Below are 22,717 nucleotides of genomic sequence, written 5' to 3'. Positions count from 1 at the left end.
TTAGTGTGTAAAAATGTACTCAAATTAATATGAGGCTTTATTACTTGTTCGCTAAATATACATATTGTTATTAAGTGAATATATATTTTTTCGAATAACATTCAAAATGTTATTGTCTATTTTTCAATTTTAATATAAATATCACTGTCAATAAAATGCTTGCAGAGTATTATTGTGCTCTTTTATAAATTTATTATTACTTTATATATTTAATAATATTAAAAATTTGAGACAGTAAACAACGATGATAATAAAAAAATATTTATTCATAGCGATAACAGTATTTTCTACTTTATTGAGTGTTAATAGTAATGCTGCAGAAGGCGATATTATTGGTCATTGGGAAGATGCCAATGGTAATTTTTTTAGTAACGCGCTGGGAACTAATGATAGTCCAAGGATATTAATTGATAAATTGGTATATTTTCTTGATGCGAATACAGGAAAAATAAAACTGGATGATGGGCAAGGTTACTATCATACCTATATAACTGATGCAGATTGGATTTGGTATGAAAGTAGTGATTGTAGTGGTAATGGTTATTTATCAAATAATGATAGTTCATATATGGATGGAAATTTTAAAGCCCCGCCAGCAGGTGTTATTTTTGAATCAACACCTGATATTATCAATAAAAAAGTATTAAGATTTGAATATGGTAAAGGTGCTGTTATGTGGAATGAAAGTTTTCATTCTACGGGAAGAATACAACCAGACGGAAAATATAAATGTGAAAAATATGAATTTGAGCATGAGCCCCACTCATATGATCAAGTCGAGGTTAAAAATGAAATATTAAATCCACCTGAAAATATTATCGGTAATAATAAATATTCGAAATTACGTTTTTCGTATGATAATGGATCTTTTGCAATATATGCTAATGCATTACTCCCTTTAAAACTTGTTGAGAAACAAATACAGCCAGAACCGGATCCTAAACCTCGTATTGCGTATCAATCACCTGTTAATTCAGTGAGTATTCGTATTTCTTCTCAAGGAAAGCTGAGTTATGTGACTGTTAACCAAGGTCAGTCTCTTTATATCGGTGATATTAAAGTCTCTAAATTAAGCACTGGTGTTTATGACGTAACCTTTCCTGAAAGCTATATTGCAGCTGATCGAGCTCGTGATAAATTAATTTTGACCTGTAATGTGAATAGTAACAATCGCAATCAAGGTGGTGAGATGGGTATTAGTTGTTATAAACTAGATGATAAAAATATTATTAGAATTGTAACTGAATACCATAAACATCCTATTAATACTGATTTTACGTTAGGCGTAAAATGGTAGGTTATTAATATTAACAAATAACCCATTAAATACATTAATGGGTTATTCTTTATGATTTAAACCGTTTTAATACCTTGTAAATGCTGCTGGCATTGCTGTTTCGCTGTTGCAAAAAAAGCCTTCAAATAGTGGTGCTGGTATTCTGACGCTCGTACCGCAGCAAAGAGACGCCGCCATAATCCGGTGCCTAATGGTTTGCTGACAATTAATCCCTGACGGACAAAACTATCAACTGCCCAATTCGGCAATGCCGCGACTCCCATTCCCGCAGACACCATTTGTATCAACATCAGACTATTATCAGCTTGTTTCCACGTTAATGGCTCAATGGCCGCAGGGTGAAGAAAGTGCTTAACAATATCTAAGCGATGACGTTGAATTGGATAACTAAGTAGAGTTTGATCGACAAGATCGGCTGGATCTATATATGACTTAGTCGCTAACGGTGAGTGCGAAGCAACAATGAGGCGCATTTCAAAATCAAACAATGGCTCATAATGAATTTCGTTGCGGGGTTGAATATCTGATGTAATGACTAAGTCTAATTCCCCTTGAGCTAATGCCGGAATAGGATCAAAACTAAACCCAGAACAAAAATCAATATCCACATCAGGCCATAGTACCTGATATTTTTTTAAAGCAGGCATTAGCCACTGAAAACACGAATGGCATTCAATAGCCATTTGTAACCTTGCCGTTGTCTGATGTTTACTATTGGCTAGTGTTTGCTCGGCAATTTGTATTTTTGGCAATACGGTGTCGGCTAAATCAAGCAGCACTTTACCTTCAGCTGTAAAGCGTACTGGGCGTGTTTTACGTAAAAAAAGTTGACTGCCTAAGCGTTGCTCCAGATCTTTTAACTGATGAGACAGTGCTGATTGGGTTAAATATAAACTATTTGCAGTTGCAGTGAGTGATCCTGTTGCTCTCAGTACTGTTAATGTTTTTAGATGTTTAAGTTCAATCATATTCCATCCTTGGAGCATATAGGCAGCAGTTGATTGTTTTTTAATCTACTCGGTAAAGTGGTAATTGTAAACATCTGGATGGCTAAACGGCTATGTTAGCGATTGGTTTTATCAATTACTAGCATTTTAACGTGAAAAAAAATTCATGATCGTTATGAGAAAAATTACCTTGTTGTCAGCGTTATTATTAGTCACTGTGTTAGTCAATAACAGTCATCTTAGCCATTGTTTTTATATGGATTTATGATTAATACACAGTGAATTAAAGGAATATAACAATGACAGTACAATCAGAAAAAAAGGCCGGTATAACTAAAACAGTGACCCATATTTTAGGCTATCCACGTATTGGTAGTCAGCGCGAATTAAAATTTGCTCAAGAACGTTATTGGCGGGGTGAGATCGATCAATCTCAGCTTAAAAACGTTGGACAAGAGTTACGTCATCGCCATTGGAATGATCAACTTAGTGCTGGGCTAGATTATGTTGCAGTAGGGGATTTTGCTTGGTATGACCATGTATTAGGCACGAGCATGTTGCTTGGTCATATTCCAAGCCGTCATCAGCAAGGTTTTCCTGATTTAGATACCTTATTTACTGTCGCACGTGGTAAAGCGCCGACGGGATGTGTATGTGCTGCTGCTGATATGACCAAATGGTTCAATACTAATTACCATTACATCGTGCCAGAATTTACTGCAGAAGATAGTTTTAACGTTAGCTGGCAACAGTTGTTTGAAGAGGTGGCAGAGGCTAAAAAAGCAGGCCATAACGTTAAGCCGGTATTATTAGGACCAGTGTCTTATTTATGGTTAGGTAAAGAGAAACAGCAAGGGTTTGATCGATTGACATTATTACCCCGTTTGTTGACAGCCTATCAGCAAATATTAACCAAATTAACCGCACTAGGGGTTGAATGGGTACAGGTAGATGAGCCAGCATTAGCGCTTGAGTTACCCTCTGAATGGACGGCAAGTTTTAAATTAGCATATCAAGTACTTCATGGTGGGCCTAAGTTACTATTGACCACTTATTTTGATGACATTAGTCATCAACTCGCAACAATTTCACAGCTCAATGTTGATGGTTTACATATTGATTTATCAGCCGCACCAGCACAATTATCAGTCGTAGCTGACGCCATTCCAAATCATTGGGTGCTATCTGCAGGTGTGATTAATGGTCGTAATGTATGGCGGGCAGATCTGGCTGAATGGCTAGTTCGTTTGCAGCCGCTAAAGCAGCAATTAGGGCGCAATTTATGGTTAGCGAGTTCATGCTCTTTACTACATAGCCCTATAGATGTTGAGAGTGAAACTGAACTGGATGAAGATGTTCGTAAATGGTTAGCATTTGCCAAACAAAAATGTCATGAAATTACGTTATTGGCTCAAGCGCTTGATGGTGAACAAAGTGCGATTGCAGCATGTAGTGATTATAGCGTTAGTATAAAAGCCCGTCTTGATAGTGAACGCGTGCATAATACTCAAGTACAGCAACGTACTGCAGCCATTACACCGCAATTAGCTCAACGAGCGCTTCCTTATGCTGAGCGAACGATCCAACAGCAACACGCGTTACAGCTGCCCTTATTACCGACGACGACGATAGGTTCATTTCCACAAACAACGGCCATTCGTAGTCAACGTAGTGATTTTAAAGCGGGGCGAATAACTGAAGCTGACTACCATCAAGCGTTGGAGATACATATTCAAGATGCGATTATTCGACAGCATAATTTGGGACTTGATGTATTAGTGCATGGTGAAGCTGAGCGTAATGACATGGTGGAATATTTTGCAGAGCAGCTAGAGGGCTTTGTTGTTACTCAATATGGTTGGGTACAAAGTTATGGATCGCGTTGTGTAAAACCTGCAATTATTGTGTCAGATATTTACCGAGCAAAGCCAATCACTGTCGATTGGATCCGTTATGCGCAGTCTTTAACTACTAAGCCTGTTAAAGGAATGCTTACTGGGCCTGTGACAATATTAGGTTGGACGTTTGCACGAGAAGACTTATCTCGTGAAGCGATAGCTAATCAGATTGCATTAGCACTGCGTGATGAGGTTACGGATTTACAAACGGCAGGGATTAACATTATTCAAATTGATGAGCCAGCGATCAGAGAAGGGTTACCACTAAAACAGAGTCAATGGCAGGCGTATCTCGATTGGGCTGTACAGGCGTTTAAGATTTCAGCTGCAGGGGCTGCACCACAAACACAGATTCATACGCATATGTGTTATAGCGAGTTCAACCAAATAATTGCATCAGTAGCGGCATTAGATGCTGATGTGATAACCATTGAAACATCACGTTCTGATATGGAATTACTCACAGCATTTGAAGCATTTGCTTATCCTAATGAAATTGGCCCTGGTGTGTATGATATTCATTCACCAAATATTCCAGAAGTTGATACGATCACCGGGTTAATTGATAAAGCTGCGGCTTTGATTCCGATTGAGCGTTTATGGATCAACCCAGATTGCGGTTTAAAAACACGTAATTGGACTGAAACTGAAGCGGCATTAACTAATATGGTGACAGCAGCCCATATTTTACGTGAAAAGTACCGTGAAGTGACTGCGGCATAATCGAAACAATAAAAAAGCCGTCTACAAATATCGCTTTCTTATTGAAAGGATGAAGACGGCTTTTAGCATTTATTTACGAGTAATTATTGCGCATTAGTTGCTGCAGCATCTCGTGTAAATGTTAATGTATGCTTGGCGTTAGTCATTGTCATGGTATCGCCTGAAATGCTAACTTTATTCCAATCAGCAAGAGATTGAGCAAAGGTTTGTTCAATCTTCATTTCGTTATCTGGACAAAGCATCATCGTCATGCCCATTTTTTCAATGCGGAATTGACCGTCTTTTACTTCTGCTTGACCAAAGTATCGGTTACAACCTGCGTGACCATTTGCAGCTAGATCTGTTGCTAATTCTAACGTCGGTGATTGAAAAGGCGCTGGTTGGGCAATATCTTGGTTATCAATCTTCACTAATGACCAACTACCGTTAGCAAGCTCACTGCCAGTTACTTGGTGTGGTGTTGTTGGAGTGTTAATACCCGTTGTTGAACATGCAGCTAACATCATAGGAAGTACCAGAGCTGATAATAGACGCTTTTTCATTATAGTTATTCCTGAACAGTAATGTTGGTGAGTGAGCAAAAGTGCAAGCATTCATAGAGAAAAATTTGCTAGATAAATGATTGTCATCTTCTTTGTAAGGCATGTGTATTACGCCATACAGATTATGAGAATATTGAATAAAAAACTATTTTATCGTAATACTTGCTTGCATGGATTATACCTATTTCTTGCCGAATAATGCGGTTTTATTTGTTACTAAAGGTATATTTGTGAAATGTTTAGTGACAGATATGTAAACGGTGTGAATAATTGAAGTGTGTTTTATTGGTTTGATGAAAAATAAGAGGATAAGTGAGACTTACCCTCTTAAATACATTGTTTAGGGTACTATTTAGTTAGCGATTTTTGACTCTATCGCTTTTTCAACCATATGCAAATGAACATCTTGTTGTGGGAATGGAATCGAGATCCCTTCACGATCAAAGCGCATTTTCACTTCACGAGTAATATCCCAATACACATCCCAGTAATCATCTGTTTTTACCCAAGGACGAACAATGAAATCAACCGATGATGAATTTAACGTATGTAGCTTAATGTTTGGTTCTGGGCTACGTAAAACAGAAGGGTGAGATTCAACGATATCTTGTAAAACACGCTCTGTTTTTTCGATGTCATCGCTGTATCCGATGCCAAAAACCATATCAATACGACGTACTTTTTCATGTGTCACGTTCTTGATGATATCGCCCCAGATCTTACTGTTAGGTACGATAATGATTTCATTGCTGAAGGTTTTAATTGTGGTATTAACCAAACTCATGTGGCTTACTTTACCAGTAATGCTACCTGCTTCGACTAAATCACCGACATCAAATGGACGATAAATGAGTAGCATCATACCCGATGCAAAGTTAGACAATGTATCTTGTAGGGCAAAACCAATAATAATACCAGCAACACCAAAACCAGTTAAAATTGGTGCTAGATTTAAACCGACTTGCGAAAGTGCGATTAGAATACCGATAGCAAAGACAATCTTACCTGACATTGAAATAAAGAATTCTTGCATTAGCATCGACATTTTTAAGTTCTTTGTCGAAACAGCACGCGTTACCATTTTGCGAACAATATTCTTTAATGTCTTAAATGCAAAGATAATAAAGATAAAAATAAACACTTTAAATATCATTTGCGGTAGATTTTCAAATAACCATGAACCAAATTCAGTAGTCCATGAGCTAGCGATTGACCACATTACTTTACTATTTAATAAGTCATCAGTGACATTACCTGTTTGTTCAAACAGTAACCGCTTATATTCTGCGGTATCAATGCCCATATTGTCAGCTAATTTCACTAAATCTGTGAGGTTTTTAGTATCACTATCAACTTGGCGTTGAGCTAAAATTTGTGAAACTTGCAGTGTTTTGAGTTCATCACCGGTGGCTGATTTTAGTTGTTTGTCGTTTAAATCAACAGCTTGACTTCCAAATGTCAGTGAGGCTGACATAAAATCAAGACGGTGCTCAATATTATTTTTGAGTGCTTTTATTGCATTAGGTTGAGGTTTACCTAAACGTTCCATCCATTGATAATTTTCCCATTTTTCATTAAGAACAAGAATAATAAAATCACGACTTTCAGTCAGTGCTTTTAAAGCCACTAACTTGTCAGTGTCTTTTGCTTTATCAAGATCTTTTTGATCGCGTTCAACTTTAGTTTGTAAAAACTTCTCAGCGTCTGCTGCAAACGTTATTTGTTGTTCGACTTGTTTAACTAATAGCTTTTTATCTGCGTTTTTATCGTCAATTAACTCAACCAGTGTTTTTCTTAATTCTTTGTTTTTATTGAGTAATTGTAAGCGAATAACATCAAGAGAAGAGCCAGTTGTTGATGTTGCTTCTTTTGCTAAAACGTTAAGTTCTTTGTTTAGTTTTTGAAGTTGTTGATATTCAACATTCGTTTGTTGAGGGATCGTTGGCTGTGGTTTTGTTTCTGCAAAACTGAGCGTAGAAACGAAGATAAGCATTAATACCAGTAAGCGCATGTTGCGATAAACTCCTGCTGGTGATATGAAATAATATGAAGTTATCAGTCGTTATAATGACTAGTGATAACGAGCTATTTATTGTCATTAGACAAATGTGCGCAGATTATAACTAAATCGACGCTCGCGGCTATAAATATTCAATTAAAAGTGAAAAATTGATGTAACTGCTGTTTTTATAAAGAGTATTTAGTTGTTGTCATTATCAAAAACAATGATTATTAAGGTAAATCTTGTTGGCATAAAAAGTGACAGTGATTAAATGCCCATGTCCAATCTGGTTGCCAATATTCTTGTGTAAGAACAATCACGACATTATGTTGTAAATAGGGCAATATTTGTTGTAATAATATATAACTTGGCTTATCAACAATAATAATATTACAGTTATTGTTGAGTATTTTATTAATTAAAATTTGAGAATTAATTTGTTTGATTAATGTATTGGTTTTTATATTTAGATGATTGAATTGGTATACAAACAACTTATTAATAGGGGAGTTATTAATTAATATAGCCACTGATTTTATTGGAATATCCGTTGAGGTAAGTACGTCTACCCATGACTTAACTTGTCTTATTTGTTGTTTATAGCGCATTATCACACCCCCATAATTGGAATTATCAATGGTTAGTTATTTAGGTGGGCAGACTATCTAATACTTATTTACGTACTGTCATTATAGAGTTAATTTCGTATTTATGGAGTAATGATTGTGATCATGCGCTATGGTGCTGTAATCACTTTAAATTCCGCTCATTTAAGTTATCAAATACAATTTGACTGTCTTTTTGAGCATAAAAACAGACTTGAAATTGTGTATCGTCAGTTAAAAATTCTACCTTGTGCCAGTATTGCGGTGGGCTAATGGCACTATCGCCAGCATGAATGATAACTTGTTGTTCAATATCACTACGTCGGTCACTAAAGCCATAAAATTTGAGTTGCCCTTGCAATACACATATTTTTCCATAAACACCAGCACGAGTATTGTGACGATGTAAAAACATCTTCGGAATGTTTTCAACAGTAAAGATTGGGGTAGATTTATAGTTTACGTAATCTTTTGGAATCGTTGCCATGATGGGGACCTTATTGAGATAAATACAAACATGACTATAAAATACATGTTAAGCGGTGGTGCTGCAATCCTTTTTGTTTACATTGCGAAGTGGCATGTTTAATTTACTGATATTTAATTGTTTTTTTAATAAAAAAAGCCCCTTCATAAAGAAGAGGCAATAAGTACCATCGCTTTTATTATTCGTCAAAAATAGGCTTAACCAAAATCACCATTAACATAGCCTCGAGTACGATCGTCTGCTGGGTTGTTAAAGAGATTTTGGGTTTCATCATGTTCAACTAATTCACCCATTAAGAAGAATGCTGTTCGATCAGAGATACGGCGAGCTTGTTGCATCGAGTGAGTTACAATAACAATGGTAAATTCTTTTTTAAGTGTTTCCATCAAATCTTCAATCTTTTTGGTTGCTATAGGATCAAGGGCTGATGTTGGTTCATCCATTAAAATCACTTCAGGTTTCATTGCTATAGTGCGCGCAATACATAGACGTTGCTGCTGACCACCAGAAAGGCCAAAAGCATGAGATTTCAAACGATCTTTGACTTCATCCCATAATGCGGCACCGCGCAGTGATTGTTCAACAATGGCGTCTAAGGTTTTTTTATCTTTTACACCTTGAGCACGTAAACCATAAGCAACATTTTCATAGATACTCATTGGAAATGGATTTGGCTTCTGAAATACCATGCCAACTTTGATACGTAATTGAGCAACGTCTATATTGCCATAAACATTTTCATTATCGATGGTCAGTAAGCCCTTAATAGTAACGCCTTCGATTAAGTCATTCATACGATTTAAACAACGTAATAAAGTTGATTTACCACAACCAGAAGGGCCAATAAGTGCTGTTACTTGGCGGTTAGGAATTGGTAAGTTAATTTGCTTTAATGCTTGGTTTTGGCCGTAAAAAAGGTCAAGATTTTCAATGTTAAATTTGTTCATGTAATGGATCCTCAAAATTTAGTAAGTCGCAGTATTAAAACGGCTAGCGATAAGCTTGGTAATTAGATTAATTACAAGAACAACAATAATGAGTACTGTTGCAGTACCATAAGCTTGGTTCCATTCATGTACGGTATAGAGTTCTTGGGTTAGCTTGTACAAGTGAACAGTAAGCGTGCGTCCTGAATCAAATACACTGTCAGGAATACGCGCTACCATGCCTGCTGTCATAAATACTGGTGCTGATTCACCAATAACACGACCAACGCTGAGGATAATTGCGGTCACAATTCCAGGCATTGCGCTAGGAAGAGTGAGTCGCCAAATAGTATAAATCTTAGATGCGCCCAAACCATATGAACCTTCACGGTAGGTTTGTGGTACTGCCATTAATGCTTCTTCAGTGGTACGAATAATCACCGGAAGAATCAAAATACTTAAAGTTAGTGCACCTGATAGGATCGAATAACCAAATCCGAGAATAACAACAAAAAAGGTCATACCGAAAAGGCCATAGATAATCGAAGGAATGCCAGCTAAAGATTCAGTACAAAAACGAATAACTTTTACTAACCGGCTACCAACTTTGGCATATTCAGTAAGATAAATTGCAGTCATTATCCCTAATGGTGCTGCAACAGCAATTGAAGCGACGACCATATAAAGAGTCGATACAATCATTGGCCAAATGCCAGATTCTTTACCTATAGTGGTGTAGTTTGAACTAATAAAAGACCAATCGACATGGGAAAGTCCATTACTAAGAATGTACCACATAACCCATAATAAAAAGCCAACCGTAACGCCTGCCGCTAACCAGATAACGGCGATAGCTAAGCGATCTTTTCGTTTTTGTGCCGCAGGATTGGCGTTTTTTAGTCGACTCGTTTTAGCTGATAAAGAGTGATGATTAAGCATTGTAAATTACCTCGCTCGCTCACGATTCAGATAAAGAAGGATGCCGTTGAGTGTCATAATAAACACCAATAGCACAATACCAGTTGCATACAGTGCGCTAGCATGAATACCTGTGGCGTAAGACATTTCAATAGCAATATTTGCAGTTAGCGTTCGAGCTGATTCAAGTAACCCTTCAGGCATTGCAGGAGAGTTACCCATAACCATAATGATTGCCATGGTTTCGCCAAGTGCACGTGCTACACCTAAAATTACGCCAGTCATAATGCCAGAGCGAGCGGCGGGAACGATGAGTTTAAAAATAGTAAACATCGGCGATGCGCCAAGCGCTAATGAACCTTCTTTATAAGCTTGTGGCACAGCACGAATAGATGTTTCTGAAATGGTAATTACTGTTGGTAAAATCATGACTGCAAGTACGATGATTCCCGCTAAGATTGTATTACCCGCAGGTACATTAAAGATTTCTTGAATTAGCGGAACAATAATAACCAGTCCAAAAAAGCCATAAACAACAGATGGAATACCTGCTAACAGTTCAATCATTGGACGAATAAAACTGGCCAGTGGTCTTGGTGCTACTTCAGCAATAAAAATAGCGGTTAATACGCCAACGGGAACACCAATCATTACTGCACCTGCTGTTGAAACAAGTGAAGCGACAATCATCGGTGCAATACCATAGAGTGCTGGTGGTAACCAATCGGTACCAAGGACAATACCAGTAACACCAGAGTAAGCAAAGGCAGCATAACCTTCACGGAAAATAAAGTAGCCAATAGTAACGAGTGATAAGATACCGATAGCTGCGCTTAGCATAAAAAGGTATTTAAAGAATATTTCACGCCAGTCGATACTTTTTTTCGACTTTAACGACGGTATATCCTTGGTTGATTTTTTAATATTTGCGATGGTCATAATCTACACTCCAGAAAGGATACCAATTAGTAACCTATTTCTGAGAAGTCAAAAACGCTCAACTTATATTAAGTTGAGCGCTAAAATAAAAATTAGTTAACTGAGATGAAACCTTTATCTGAAACAATTTTTTGAGCTGTTGGTGATTGGATCCATGTTAGGAATTCCAATGCATCTTTTGATGGGCGGCCTTCTTTATAAACCACGATAAATGGGCGTTGAACGCTATAATCACCAGCTTTAATCGCTGCGACTGATGGTTTATGTCCATCAATAGTTAGTGGTTTAACTGTATTATCAACCGAGCCCAGTGAAATATAACCGATAGCAAAAGGATTATTAGCTACGGTAGTTTTTAATTGACCGTTACCACTAGCAACTTGTGCCTTTTGGGAAATCGCTGATACTTTGATGCCGTTAATCTTTTTCTTTAATGACATAATGTCTTCAAATGCGCCACGTGTGCCTGACGCTGTATCTCGTGTTGCGACAACAATCGGCTTATCTTCTCCACCGACTTGGTTCCAATTAGTCACATTACCTTTATAGATTTCAGTGATTTGTTCTTTGGTCAAATCAGTGACAGGGTTATTGTTATTCACTACAACGGCAATACCATCACGTGCAATAACGATTTCTTTTATTTGTGGTGATTCTTCTGATGTTTTTAAGTTACGAGATGACATACCAAGGTCAGCAGAACCATCGTGAGCAACACGTATACCTGCTGATGATCCTGGTCCTTGAACTTCTACCGTTACATCGTTAGATTTTGCATAAGTTTCACCTAATACTTCCATGAGGGGAGAAACAGAGCTAGAACCTACAACAGAGATAGTCTCGCCAGCGAACGCTGCAGAGCTAACAGCTAGTGAACTTGCAACAACAACTGCGCTGATAATCTTTGTTTTCATTTTCCTAATCCTTTCTTGTTGGGCTAAATGCCAATAGGTTTGAATCAACATGACAAAGATTAAAAAAGTTATGTGACAGTAATGTTTCAGAAGTTTGAACACTCTATGAATGCTGTAATAAATACTTAATAGGTATGTATGAAAAAATTATTTTATTTGAAGGAGATTAGCGTCGTTAACGTAATCAATATTCAGGCATATAATTGGATATCATATACTGTCAATTATAAACCGTATTATGATGACACCGAATTGCGCTCTTTGGTTTGTCATTTTTTTTCTTAAAATAAATAGGTTGTCGATGTTAAAAAAAGCACAGCAAATGATTGTTTTTAATGCGTTAACTAAACAACAAAGCTTTACTAAAGCCGCACAGCTACTTGATATATCTCGCACTCAAGTAAGTAAATTGACTCAACAGTTAGAACAGCGACTTGGAGTGCAATTAGTGCAACGGACAACCCGATCATTTGCGTTAACAGAAGCTGGACGTTTGTTTGCTAAGCACTGTGAAAAAGTGGCGCAAGAAATCAATGAAGCAGAAAGTGAATTATTAGGAAGTGAAGATAATTCGCAAGGTTTACTGCGGGTAGGTATTGCACAATCTTTTGCTTCTCATCATGTAGCACCTTATATCAATGAGTTTCATGAACAACATCCACTATTAGATTTAGAGTTGAGTTTGTTTGATCACCGTGTTGATTTGATTGCAGAGCAACTTGATCTTTGGATCGGTTTTATGGATTCACCACCAGAAGGTTTTGTTGCTCGTCATTTGAGTAATTGTGATTTTGTATTAGTAGCAAGTCCAGAATATTTAGCTACTCATGGTGTACCTTATCAGCCGAGTGATTTAGCTGATCATAATTGTATTATTTATTTTAGCCGTGAACGTAAAGATAATGTCTGGAGTTTTAGTCAGCAAAATAATAATCAGAACATTAAAGTGACAGGTAATTACCGTGTTGATTCTGCTGATGCTATTCGTGACGCGACAATTTCAGGCAATGGTATTGGTTATTTGGCAACGTATTTATTAACTGATGAAATACGCAAAGGGAAGTTGATTCGATTAATGCCTGATTGGCAATTAACACAGCATATGCCGCTATATGCTGTATATCCAAGACATAAATTTTTGCCTAATAAAGTGAATCTATTTATTGAATTTATTCGTCGCCATATAGAAGCTGGTAATATTTTGTGCAAATGGTGATGATGCAAAAAACAGCAACCTCACGCAAACGGTTGGCTTAAATAGCGGGAAGAATGTTTCAAATTGTAACCATTAGAGGTAATAGTATTCTCTATAGGAACCAATTCGATGATTTTCGTTTGCTTAGGCTAAAAAGAATACAATTTAGTGTTAATTTGTTAAGTTACTGTTGCTTGCAATAACAATTTGAACCTTGTCACACTTTTTTTTATGAATAAACTCTTTCCGCAATCGTTTACTACACCAAACATTGGGGAATGACTTTGCATTATCTTGTTGGCATGCTCGGTATTATTACTATTTTTGCAGTTGGTTTTTTATTTTCAGAAAACCGCTCAGCAGTTAATTGGCGGAGTGTATTAGGGGCTTTTTGTATCCAAGTCGTTTTTGCCGCTTTTATACTATATATTCCTGTCGGTCGTGTAGTGCTGAACAGCGTATCTGGTGCTGTATCTGGTATTCTTGAATATGGTCATGAAGGTACTGAGTTTCTTTTCGGTCAATTAGCACAATTTAAATTAGGCTTCATTTTTGCTGTCAACGTTTTGCCTTCAATTGTGTTTTTCTCCGCATTGATTTCTGTTTTGTATTACCTCGGTGTTATGAAATGGGTGATCAGTACTATTGGTGGTTTATTACAAAAACTATTGGGTACAACACGTACAGAATCAATGTCAGCAACAGCTAATATTTTTGTTGGTTCAGTTGAGGCACCATTAGTTGTTCGTCCTTTCTTGGCTCGAATGACACGTTCAGAATTATTTGCAGTAATGGTTGGCGGTTTAGCGTCCGTTGCTGGTGGTACTATGGTTGGTTATGCCGGTTTAGGTGTTCAACTTAAATACCTTATTGCTGCAAGCTTTATGTCTGCACCTGCCGGTTTGATGATGGCTAAACTGCTTGTACCTCAAACTGAAGGGGTTCACACCATGGAAGAAGAAGATGATGGTGAAGAAGACGAACCAGTGAACATGGTTGATGCGGCTTCTCGTGGTGCTCTTAGTGGTTTACAAATCGCAATGGCTGTAGGTGCAAGTTTACTTGCTGTTATCAGTTTAATCGCGCTCGTGAATGGTGGTTTAGGTCATATTGGTAACTGGTTAGCTTCTGTGGGTCACTGGTTAGGTTTTAACTGGGATGCTTTACATCAGCTTAGCCTCAATATGATTTTTGGTTATCTATTTGCACCTGTTGCTTGGTTAATTGGTGTACCGTGGTCAGAAGCGACAACGGCTGCGAGCCTTATCGGTACTAAAATTGCGGTGAATGAATTTATTGCATTTGCTGAGTTAATGAAACCAGAAACGATTGCTAAATTGAGTGAGCATTCACAAGCAATCGTAACATTTGCACTATGTGGTTTTGCCAACCTAACATCTATCGCTATGTTAATGGGGGGGCTAGGTGGCATTGTGCCTCAACGTCGTCCAGAAATTGCCCGTCTAGGCATGAAAGCGATTTTTGCAGCAACGTTAGCTAATTTAATGAGTGCGACTTTAGCGGGCTTATTTCTTCCGCTTTAATAATGCTATATTGGCGCTGAAAGATTAGAATAAACGGAGAGCCTAGCTCTCTGTTTTTGTATTCGAAATAAAGCACTAACTGTAGGAAGATGATCAATGAAGTCTGATAGTGACAAACTCATCGCAAAACATGCGCAATTGATTCATAGTGAAGGATTAACTGTAAATTCTCATACGCAGCGAGATGATGGCGAGTGGATACAGCATTCATTGATGATTGACGGCTATAACGTGCCTTTCAAGTTTAAGCGTAAATCAAAGTATCGAACCCTTGTTGGCGCAAAAGTAAATATGACCTATTATGCTGATTCAATTACAGTGGCAGGCTTAGAGTTTGAAATAATGAAAGTTGTCCGTATTAAGCGTTATTAATATTAACAAGGAAATAGAATGAATTGGTATTTTGCTGTTCTTCGTAAATATGCTCAATTTCAAGGGCGTTCGCGCAGAAAGGAATTTTGGTTTTTCACATTAATTAACGCATTTCTTAGTATGGTATGTGGCTTAGTCGACACGACATTACATTTGCCAATATTGGTTGAAGGCTATGGTGTGTTAGCTGCTATATATGCGGTTTTTGCATTTCTACCGACAGTTGCTGTGATTGTACGACGGTTACATGATCAAGATCGTACTGGTTGGTGGGCTTTGATTATGCTGATTCCGATTGTGGGGATTTTGGTATTACTTTACTTCATGTTACAAAATAGCACCGATGGAAGTAACCGCTTTGGTAATTGCCCTAAAAATAATGATAATACAACGCTCAGCGTCTAATTGTGTTTGCTTTTTAGCTTAACAAAGATAGCCCAATCTTAGGATTGGGCTATCTTTGTTGGATAGAAACATAATCATTCATTCCATTCCTGAACAATGTGTTTTAGTATGCTGTTATTAGCAGGCCATTCTGTTTTTGACCGAAACAGTAATGATGTTCTGACCGAATATTGCTAATAAACTGGGATTCATCGTTTAGGAGTACGATAATGACGCATCACCCTCAAAATAAACACTATTACCCCCCTCATCATCAATATCGCATGCCTGTATTACTTATAAGGTATGTCAGGTGAGTTTTTCTTCTGCTTTGTTATTTTAGTTTCCGATTTAGTAACGGTTCTCTGTAACCGCACCTTTTATCGACTAAAAATTAATATGTTATTAGTTATGTATCTCATTTGAGATATATGGATAGCTCTATCTAACAAATAAGAAGACATGGAAATATGAATACTAAATTACTAGGTAGCTCGCTAATTATTGCGGGCACAGCTTTAGGCGCAGGAATGCTTGCTATACCTATGGTGTTAGCTCAGTTTGGCTTACTTTCAGGCTCATTATTGATGCTGTTTATTTGGAGTGGGACAACATATGCTGCGTTATTATTATTAGAAGCAAGTATTAAAGTCGGTGGTGGCTTAGGTATGAATACCATCGCACGCAAAACATTAGGTAAGGGTGGGCAACTCATAACTAATGGGCTACTTTATGCTTTATTGGTTTGTCTGCTAATGGCTTACATTATTGGCGCTGGTGATTTATTACAAAAACTGGTGACAGGCTTCGGCATTGAGCTATCGATGCTGCATAGTCAAATCATTTTCACGGTATTAGCTGGGTGTATTGTTGCTGCCGGAACAGGCGCTGTTGATAAACTTAACCGCGTGCTATTTATCATTATGATCGCAGTATTGATTATTACGTTAGCTGCATTAATTCCTGGCATGAGTTTTAATCACTTCTTTGAAGCAACCAATACTAATAATGTTGATTTAATTAAAACCAGCGCAGTATTATTTACCAGCTTTGGTTTCTTTCCTGTAATACCTTCTCTTGTTTCTTATAATAAAAAAGCAACACATAAGCAATTGAGAAATATGGTTTTATTAGGTTCTCTTATCCCTCTAGGCTGTTATTTGCTATGGCTATATGCGGTCGTTGGAAGTTTATCTGCCGAACAATTAATTAAGTTTGATAATGTTTCAGTGCTTATTGATGCGTTAAGTTCTCGTTTTGTAGGCATTCACATCATACTTTCTATTTTTACGGGTTTAGCACTGTTAACGTCATTCTTAGGCGTAGCGATGTCATTGTTTGATCAAAACATTGATTTATTTAGAAAAAATCGCTTGGTAACTTACATTTTGACATTTATTTTGCCATTATTAGGCGCAATCTTTGCTGCTAATCAATTCTTGTCTGTTTTAAGTTATGCTGGATTGATTTTAGTATTTATTGCGGTATTTATACCAATGCTAATGATTCGCAATATAAGAAAATCAGCTCAAACTACATCTGATAATGTTTATCAAGTGGCTGGGGGAGCAGGAGCAATGCTAATGAGTCTGTTCTTTGGTTGCTTCTTAATTGGTGCACAACTTATTTAACAACGTGTCGCTCTTTAGCTAAACGCTCATTATTGATGGGCGTTTTTTTACTTAAATGATGAGTATTTAAAAGAGAGTAGGGTAGCAGATTGACCGATCTGTAGTACCCTGTTGAAGCACTTTATATGACCAATATAAAGTTTAATCATTAAAGCCTATAATCTACTTTGGAGTACGAATTAACATCGTAAATGATTGATAGAACTTATTGGCTAATAATACAAACTTTCATTAATGAGAGCCATATTCAAACCGTTTTTAGCAAGAGTGTTTTTTTACTAAAAGTGTAAACATTTCATTACAAATGATAGTTTTGGGATCTAATAATACGTTTTTTTTATTAGGTGAGTGATTGGTGTTGTTTTATTTTCTAGTAATTAGAATGATAGCAGGTATTTGTTGATGTTATGGGATAAAGCGTTAACCGTTGCTAAAAAGGCAAGTGAAGCACAAGTATTGCTGCCAATTTCAACAATGAATTCAGTTGTTTCTGAGCAGGGGGTTGATTTTTTTATTAAGGTTATGAATGACAATATTAATAAAAAAATACAGCAAGGACAGACACAGTCTAACCCATTTTTGCCTTATGAAGAGCGAATGTTTGTTGATACAGTGGGTGATGCACATGTGTGTTTATTAAATAAATATCCAGTTAGTGAGCCACATTTACTGATTTGTAGTAAAGCATTTGTGAGCCAGTCGTCTTTACTTGAACTGCAAGATTTTTCAGCTTGGATTCAAGGTGTTAGTTACCCAAATGTATTAGGTTTTTTTAATTCAGCAGCAAAAGCAGGAGCAAGTCAGCCTCATCGACATATGCAGCTGATGAAAACGACAGTACCATTAGAAAGTTTGATTTTGTCTGGTAAGTTACCTTTTAGGCATAAACTATTTACCTTTGATCGAATTAATAGTGAGAAAGCTTATTTTTGCTATTTGGCTGCAATGCATGATTTGGGTCTAACACCTAAAAATGCTAGTCTAAATATCAATGAACCGATCGAATGTTTACCATATAATATTTTACTGACTCAAAATTGGATGTTAGTGATCCCTCGACGTACTAATCATATTGGTGATGTTTTTGCTAATGCATTAAATTATTCGGGCTGTTTTTTAGTAAAAGATCAACAACAGCATGATTGGCTAATTGATTATGGATGCTTGCGATTACTTACTGAGTGTGTCGCACCATAAAACAATAAATAGGAGTATTTTTACTCCTTTATTGTAGGATTTGGCATTCGTATAACGGTTAAATAGCGCTTGGGATAACCACTTTGATAATAACTTGTTTCAGTGACACCAAAATGCTTTTTAGATGATGAACTATGAATAAATTTAATCACTCCTGGTTTTACTTCAGTAATAATCCCCGCATGGCCTGGTCTTCTAATTTTTAAATTAGTCCCTGTAAAAACAATCAGATCACCAACTTTTGCATCTTTTAATGGTATTGAATGCTTAAATAATAGTGTGTAAGCCGCAGTTGTTCGTGGGATAGATATATTAAAACGGCTGTAGACATATTTAATAAATCCTGAGCAATCAAACCCTTTCGGTGATGTTCCTCCCCAAACATAAGGTATACCTATATTTTTTCTTGCATAATTAATCATTTGTTGTTCTATTGTCGTTTTATGCGGCTGTTGGGTAACATTACTAGCTAAGGTTTTGAATGTGTTAGTATGTTGTGGGTATGTATTAGCTTGTGTTTTATAAGCTATAAAAAATAATAGTGATAACGGTAAAATATGCTTTGATAATAAATTGATTTTCATGATGTTTATTCTTTTTGTATGTATATAGTGTATATTATGATAACTGTTTATATTAAGTGTGCAATAGATACTAAAAAACGATTCTTTTTTGATTGGTATCAAATTAAATTTTTATTATGCAGATAGTCTATACTCTTTGCTAGTTAATATGAGTTTTTTATTATTTAATAGAGCCGATATAAATTGTAATTAGTCATTTATTATTAGCTCTAATATGTCATACAAAATTTTTTAGGTTTTATTAAAATAATGTTCAATAAGTTATTAAACAATTCTCATTTTTCTTTTTTGTTATTCATATTATTATTTTCTAAAGCAGTACAGGCATCAGAAACATTAAAAATTTGGTCATCTCATCAAAATCATGAATTTTTAGCTGCAATGTCGAATCAATTTCAGGAAAAGCATGATGTTAAAATGTCAATTGTTCAATTGGATCCATCTGAAATAAAAGCTGAAATTCTATTAAGTGCACAAGATAATGTTTTTCCAGATTTAGTCGTTATACCCTCTGATTTTTTAGGTCTTCATAAGATGATGAACCTATGGCCGATCCCTGATAATTGGTACAAAGAAAAATTGGATACAATGGTTAGCTCAACAATAAAATTAAAATCAAAGTATTGGGGAATACCTCTTATTCAAGGTAATTTCTTATTATTATATTACAATAAAAAATATGTAACGCATCCAGCGACAGATTTTGAAGATATCCTTTTGCAAAAAAAGTATTATTTTGTGAAAAATATCATGCCAATAGGTTGGAATTATAATGATATGTATTATTTGATGCCATTTTTATCAGCCTTCAATGGTAAGCCTATTGAAGATGGAAAGATCACGCTAAATACTCCAGCGATGGTTAACGCATTAAAATATTATCGTTTTTTAGCGCAACAGGGCATTATTAATCCAGAGTGTGACTACCGTTGTTCTCAAGACGATTTTGTTGAAGGAAAGAGTGCTTATTCTATCAATGGAGATTGGGCATACCGTGATTTAAAGAATATGCTAGGTAAAGATTTAGGTGTGGCGATATTACCTAAGATTAATGGACATAGGATGCATCCTATGACCAGTACATTTGTATTGGCGATTCCAAATTATGAGCGTCATTCAAAACAAAAACAGCAGCTGATTAAAGCGTTTTCTGAGTTTGTTCAGCAACCAAGTAGCCAGCAATTAGTGTATGAAAAAACTGGCCTATTACCTATATCCATGGCTTATTATAAAAAAATTAAACAAAATGCGACTGGAGATCATAAGATCCTGTTTCAACAAATGGCATTAACAACGCCAATGTCTTCATCACTAAATATGTCAATTGCATGGCAAGCGATGGCTATTGGATTCCAACGTTATCAAGCTGGCGCTACTGCGGAATATTCAGTACAACATATGCAAAAAATGGCAATAGAGCAGATGAATCAGTTGGACGATAATTAATGAAGTTACGGTTAAAGTCATCGTTAGCATTATTAATGCTAATTATTTCAGTAGTACCTGCTGCGATTGTCGGTGGGTTGCTTTTAAAACAACAGTCAGATGTTGAAGAAAATTATCGTATTGATATGTTAGATCGACTTGCTACCACTATTAAGCAAGAATTTGATTATCGTTTCTCATTATTATCTACAAGTTTGGATGTGTTATCACGTGATAGGTTATTTGTACAAGCAATAAACAACTATTTTCTTGCCGGGCATGTTATCAATTCCTTGGGAACATTGATAAAGAATACCCCATTAACTAAAGCGGCTTATTTAGTTGATGACCAATGGAATGAAATTGAAAGTTATAATGGTATTCCTGGGTTAAATTCATTTTCAAAATTAAAAACGGTACTTAATTATAGGTTATCAGCAAAAGGAAAAGAACGGTTAAAACAGTGGGTTTTTTATTATAATGGTGAAAAACTAATGTCAGATAAATATAATCCAACTCGTCGAGGTGTTGTTATTGGCGTACCTATTTTTCGTTCTATGACTGATGAATTAAAGCATTTACCTCTAGGTTATTTAATCGTTATTGTTCCAATTGAAAATATCAAAAAAGTATTAAAACCATATTTAAAAGATGGCGAGAGAGTTGTATTTAAAAATCATCGAATTGGTGATATGGAAAATATGGCTGATATGAGTAATATTATAATATCGCAAGGTGATATCGATAAAAATAAGCCGACAATACAGAAAACAATAAAAATAAAATTAGAAAACAAATATATATCAGAACCGATTGAATATACAATGGTCGTTTATATGAATAAATATATAAGTAAAAATCCGTATATTAATTCATTGAAATATATTTCTTTATTTGGTTTGGTGATTATTTTATTGGCATTTTTTAGTGCTGGAATGACATACCGTTGGATTGCTAGACCACTAGAGGGATTAATGGCTACTGTACGTGCTTATTCTCAAGGTGAGTACCAACGCTATGGTCGTGATCTTCGTTTTGCCGAGTTTTTTATGGTTGATAAACTCATTCGTAAAATGGCTAAAACGATTCAAGCTCAAGTTTCTGATTTAGCGGCAAAGAATGCAGAGTTAAATGCTGCTTATAAAGAGAAAGAACAAGCAAACTTACAATTAATCGATTTTAATGATGAATTAGAAAGAAAAGTTGAAGAAAAGACATTGGCATTAAGATGTTCTTTAATGAGAGAAGAAAATCGACGTTCAATGTTACAGTCATTATTATCATTTAGTCATGATTTGCAAGTAGATAAAAATATTATTGAAGTTGTAATGACTCAAGTCGTTGCTTTATATCCTACCGCAGGATGGGCAATGAAAGCTTATACTCATAATAATGAGGCGTGGGCATGTGAGAATATTGATAAGAATTGTTTAGAGAATAATAATATTCAACCAGAGACACACTATAGTGATTATTATTGTTTACCCAAGAGTGGTGAATATTTGCACTGTTTTAAGATAAAAAATAGCCATAATGAAGTCGTTGGCGTGATTATTATGCAATATGAAAAGCTGCAGCGTGATGATTTTGAGGTTATTTCATTATTTATTCGCCAGCTATCTACTGAATTAGAAGGTCGTTTACTGAATAGTGAATTAGCACGTATAGCGGTAACTGATTCACTAACGGGGATTGCAAATAGAAAAGCATTTGATCATGACTTAGAACAACATATCCAATTATATAATCGCTATCCAGAGCGCAGTTTTGGATTATTTATGATAGATGTGAATGGACTAAAGCGAGCAAATGATAATTATGGTCATAGTATGGGTGATGCTTTATTAATTCAAACCAGCAAGCTTTTGGTTCAGGCATGCCGAGCAACAGATAAGGTTTATCGTTTAGGCGGGGATGAGTTTGCCATTATTCTTGAAGTTGGTGATGAGGATAGTTGTGCTATTTTATGGCAGCGATTAGAAACCGTTCGTGAACACACGAATTATGCGAGTTTACCAAGTGGTCAATGTGTAGAAGTACATTTTGCTATGGGGTATGCGAGTTGCGAACATTATTCAATTGATGAACTTTGTTTAATTGCTGATAAATCGATGTATAAAGATAAAAGAAGTTTTTACAAGCAACGTGGTATTCAACGCTAACAATATAACCACTGCACTATAGGAT

Annotated in this window: 20 protein-coding genes; 10 read left to right on the top strand and 10 right to left on the bottom strand. The window is 36.1% G+C overall.

The genetic code is table 11. The features are described from left to right. Positions 1 to 244: 244 nt before the first annotated feature. Complete coding sequence (locus tag BTN98_RS07215; protein ID WP_107207917.1) at positions 245 to 1,297, top strand: hypothetical protein; 1,053 nt, start codon at positions 245 to 247, stop codon at positions 1,295 to 1,297. Between the two features lie 56 nt (positions 1,298 to 1,353). Here BTN98_RS07215 and metR read toward each other — a convergent pair whose 3' ends face one another. Beyond that, positions 1,354 to 2,265, bottom strand: a complete 912-nt coding sequence (gene metR / locus BTN98_RS07210) for an HTH-type transcriptional regulator MetR (protein ID WP_060999640.1) — start codon at positions 2,263 to 2,265, stop codon at positions 1,354 to 1,356. 278 nt (positions 2,266 to 2,543) lie between these two features. On the opposite strand from metR, the gene metE reads away from it, so the two are divergent. Further along, positions 2,544 to 4,865 (top strand): 5-methyltetrahydropteroyltriglutamate--homocysteine S-methyltransferase, encoded by a 2,322-nt coding sequence (metE, locus tag BTN98_RS07205; protein WP_060999638.1) that lies wholly within the window; start codon positions 2,544 to 2,546, stop codon positions 4,863 to 4,865. 83 nt (positions 4,866 to 4,948) lie between these two features. On the opposite strand, the gene BTN98_RS07200 is transcribed toward metE, so the two are convergent. The 8 genes from BTN98_RS07200 to BTN98_RS07165 all read right to left on the bottom strand — a co-directional run bounded on the left by BTN98_RS07200 (position 4,949) and on the right by BTN98_RS07165 (position 12,198). Continuing rightward, on the bottom strand, positions 4,949 to 5,407 hold the full coding sequence (locus BTN98_RS07200; protein WP_060999636.1) for an META domain-containing protein: 459 nt from the start codon (positions 5,405 to 5,407) through the stop codon (positions 4,949 to 4,951). 352 nt (positions 5,408 to 5,759) lie between these two features. Next, positions 5,760 to 7,418, bottom strand: a complete 1,659-nt coding sequence (locus BTN98_RS07195; RefSeq protein ID WP_060999634.1) for a mechanosensitive ion channel family protein — start codon at positions 7,416 to 7,418, stop codon at positions 5,760 to 5,762. A 221-nt stretch (positions 7,419 to 7,639) separates the two neighbouring features. Beyond that, the gene (locus tag BTN98_RS07190) at positions 7,640 to 8,017 is read right to left on the bottom strand and encodes a hypothetical protein (protein WP_060999632.1); all 378 of its coding nucleotides are present in this window, start codon (positions 8,015 to 8,017) and stop codon (positions 7,640 to 7,642) included. Between the two features lie 142 nt (positions 8,018 to 8,159). Then, a complete protein-coding gene (locus BTN98_RS07185; RefSeq protein ID WP_060999631.1) occupies positions 8,160 to 8,501 on the bottom strand; it encodes a TehB family protein in 342 nt (113 codons plus the stop codon). A gap of 197 nt (positions 8,502 to 8,698) precedes the next feature. Next, a complete protein-coding gene (gene pstB / locus BTN98_RS07180; RefSeq protein WP_060999629.1) occupies positions 8,699 to 9,448 on the bottom strand; it encodes a phosphate ABC transporter ATP-binding protein PstB in 750 nt (249 codons plus the stop codon). Between the two features lie 18 nt (positions 9,449 to 9,466). After that, positions 9,467 to 10,366 carry a phosphate ABC transporter permease PstA gene (pstA, locus tag BTN98_RS07175; protein WP_060999627.1) on the bottom strand — a complete coding sequence of 300 codons (900 nt, stop codon included), beginning with the start codon at positions 10,364 to 10,366 and terminating at the stop codon, positions 9,467 to 9,469. Between the two features lie 6 nt (positions 10,367 to 10,372). After that, entirely contained in the window at positions 10,373 to 11,284 is a 912-nt protein-coding gene (gene pstC / locus BTN98_RS07170) for a phosphate ABC transporter permease subunit PstC (protein ID WP_060999625.1), read from the bottom strand. 92 nt (positions 11,285 to 11,376) lie between these two features. Next, positions 11,377 to 12,198, bottom strand: coding sequence for a phosphate ABC transporter substrate-binding protein (locus tag BTN98_RS07165; protein WP_060999623.1), 822 nt, complete (start codon positions 12,196 to 12,198; stop codon positions 11,377 to 11,379). A gap of 301 nt (positions 12,199 to 12,499) precedes the next feature. Between BTN98_RS07165 and BTN98_RS07160 the strand changes: the two genes are divergently transcribed. From BTN98_RS07160 to BTN98_RS07135, 6 genes are all read left to right on the top strand, one after another. Then, positions 12,500 to 13,414 carry a LysR family transcriptional regulator gene (locus tag BTN98_RS07160; protein ID WP_060999621.1) on the top strand — a complete coding sequence of 305 codons (915 nt, stop codon included), beginning with the start codon at positions 12,500 to 12,502 and terminating at the stop codon, positions 13,412 to 13,414. A gap of 257 nt (positions 13,415 to 13,671) precedes the next feature. After that, a complete protein-coding gene (locus BTN98_RS07155; protein WP_370738439.1) occupies positions 13,672 to 14,937 on the top strand; it encodes a NupC/NupG family nucleoside CNT transporter in 1,266 nt (421 codons plus the stop codon). Between the two features lie 96 nt (positions 14,938 to 15,033). Next, entirely contained in the window at positions 15,034 to 15,309 is a 276-nt protein-coding gene (locus BTN98_RS07150) for a hypothetical protein (protein WP_060999619.1), read from the top strand. Positions 15,310 to 15,327: 18 nt separating this feature from the next. Beyond that, on the top strand, positions 15,328 to 15,714 hold the full coding sequence (locus tag BTN98_RS07145) for a DUF805 domain-containing protein (protein ID WP_060999617.1): 387 nt from the start codon (positions 15,328 to 15,330) through the stop codon (positions 15,712 to 15,714). A 449-nt stretch (positions 15,715 to 16,163) separates the two neighbouring features. Further along, the gene (locus tag BTN98_RS07140; RefSeq protein WP_060999615.1) at positions 16,164 to 17,324 is read left to right on the top strand and encodes an amino acid permease; all 1,161 of its coding nucleotides are present in this window, start codon (positions 16,164 to 16,166) and stop codon (positions 17,322 to 17,324) included. 402 nt (positions 17,325 to 17,726) lie between these two features. Continuing rightward, positions 17,727 to 18,521, top strand: a complete 795-nt coding sequence (locus BTN98_RS07135; protein ID WP_060999613.1) for an ATP adenylyltransferase family protein — start codon at positions 17,727 to 17,729, stop codon at positions 18,519 to 18,521. Between the two features lie 20 nt (positions 18,522 to 18,541). Here BTN98_RS07135 and BTN98_RS07130 read toward each other — a convergent pair whose 3' ends face one another. Next, a complete protein-coding gene (locus BTN98_RS07130) occupies positions 18,542 to 19,105 on the bottom strand; it encodes a C40 family peptidase (RefSeq protein WP_060999611.1) in 564 nt (187 codons plus the stop codon). 249 nt (positions 19,106 to 19,354) lie between these two features. On the opposite strand from BTN98_RS07130, the gene BTN98_RS07125 reads away from it, so the two are divergent. Further along, the gene (locus BTN98_RS07125; protein ID WP_065190127.1) at positions 19,355 to 20,551 is read left to right on the top strand and encodes a sugar ABC transporter substrate-binding protein; all 1,197 of its coding nucleotides are present in this window, start codon (positions 19,355 to 19,357) and stop codon (positions 20,549 to 20,551) included. After that, entirely contained in the window at positions 20,551 to 22,692 is a 2,142-nt protein-coding gene (locus BTN98_RS07120; protein WP_060999610.1) for a diguanylate cyclase domain-containing protein, read from the top strand. The genes BTN98_RS07125 and BTN98_RS07120 overlap by 1 nt, the downstream gene beginning before the upstream one ends. Positions 22,693 to 22,717 lie beyond the last annotated feature (25 nt).

Origin of the sequence: Photobacterium aquimaris (assembly GCF_002954455.1) — a bacterium.
Classification (GTDB): Bacteria; Pseudomonadota; Gammaproteobacteria; order Enterobacterales; family Vibrionaceae; genus Photobacterium; species Photobacterium aquimaris.
The sequence above is the reverse complement of the archived record's forward strand: the minus strand, read 5'-3'. Positions and strand labels throughout refer to the sequence as shown.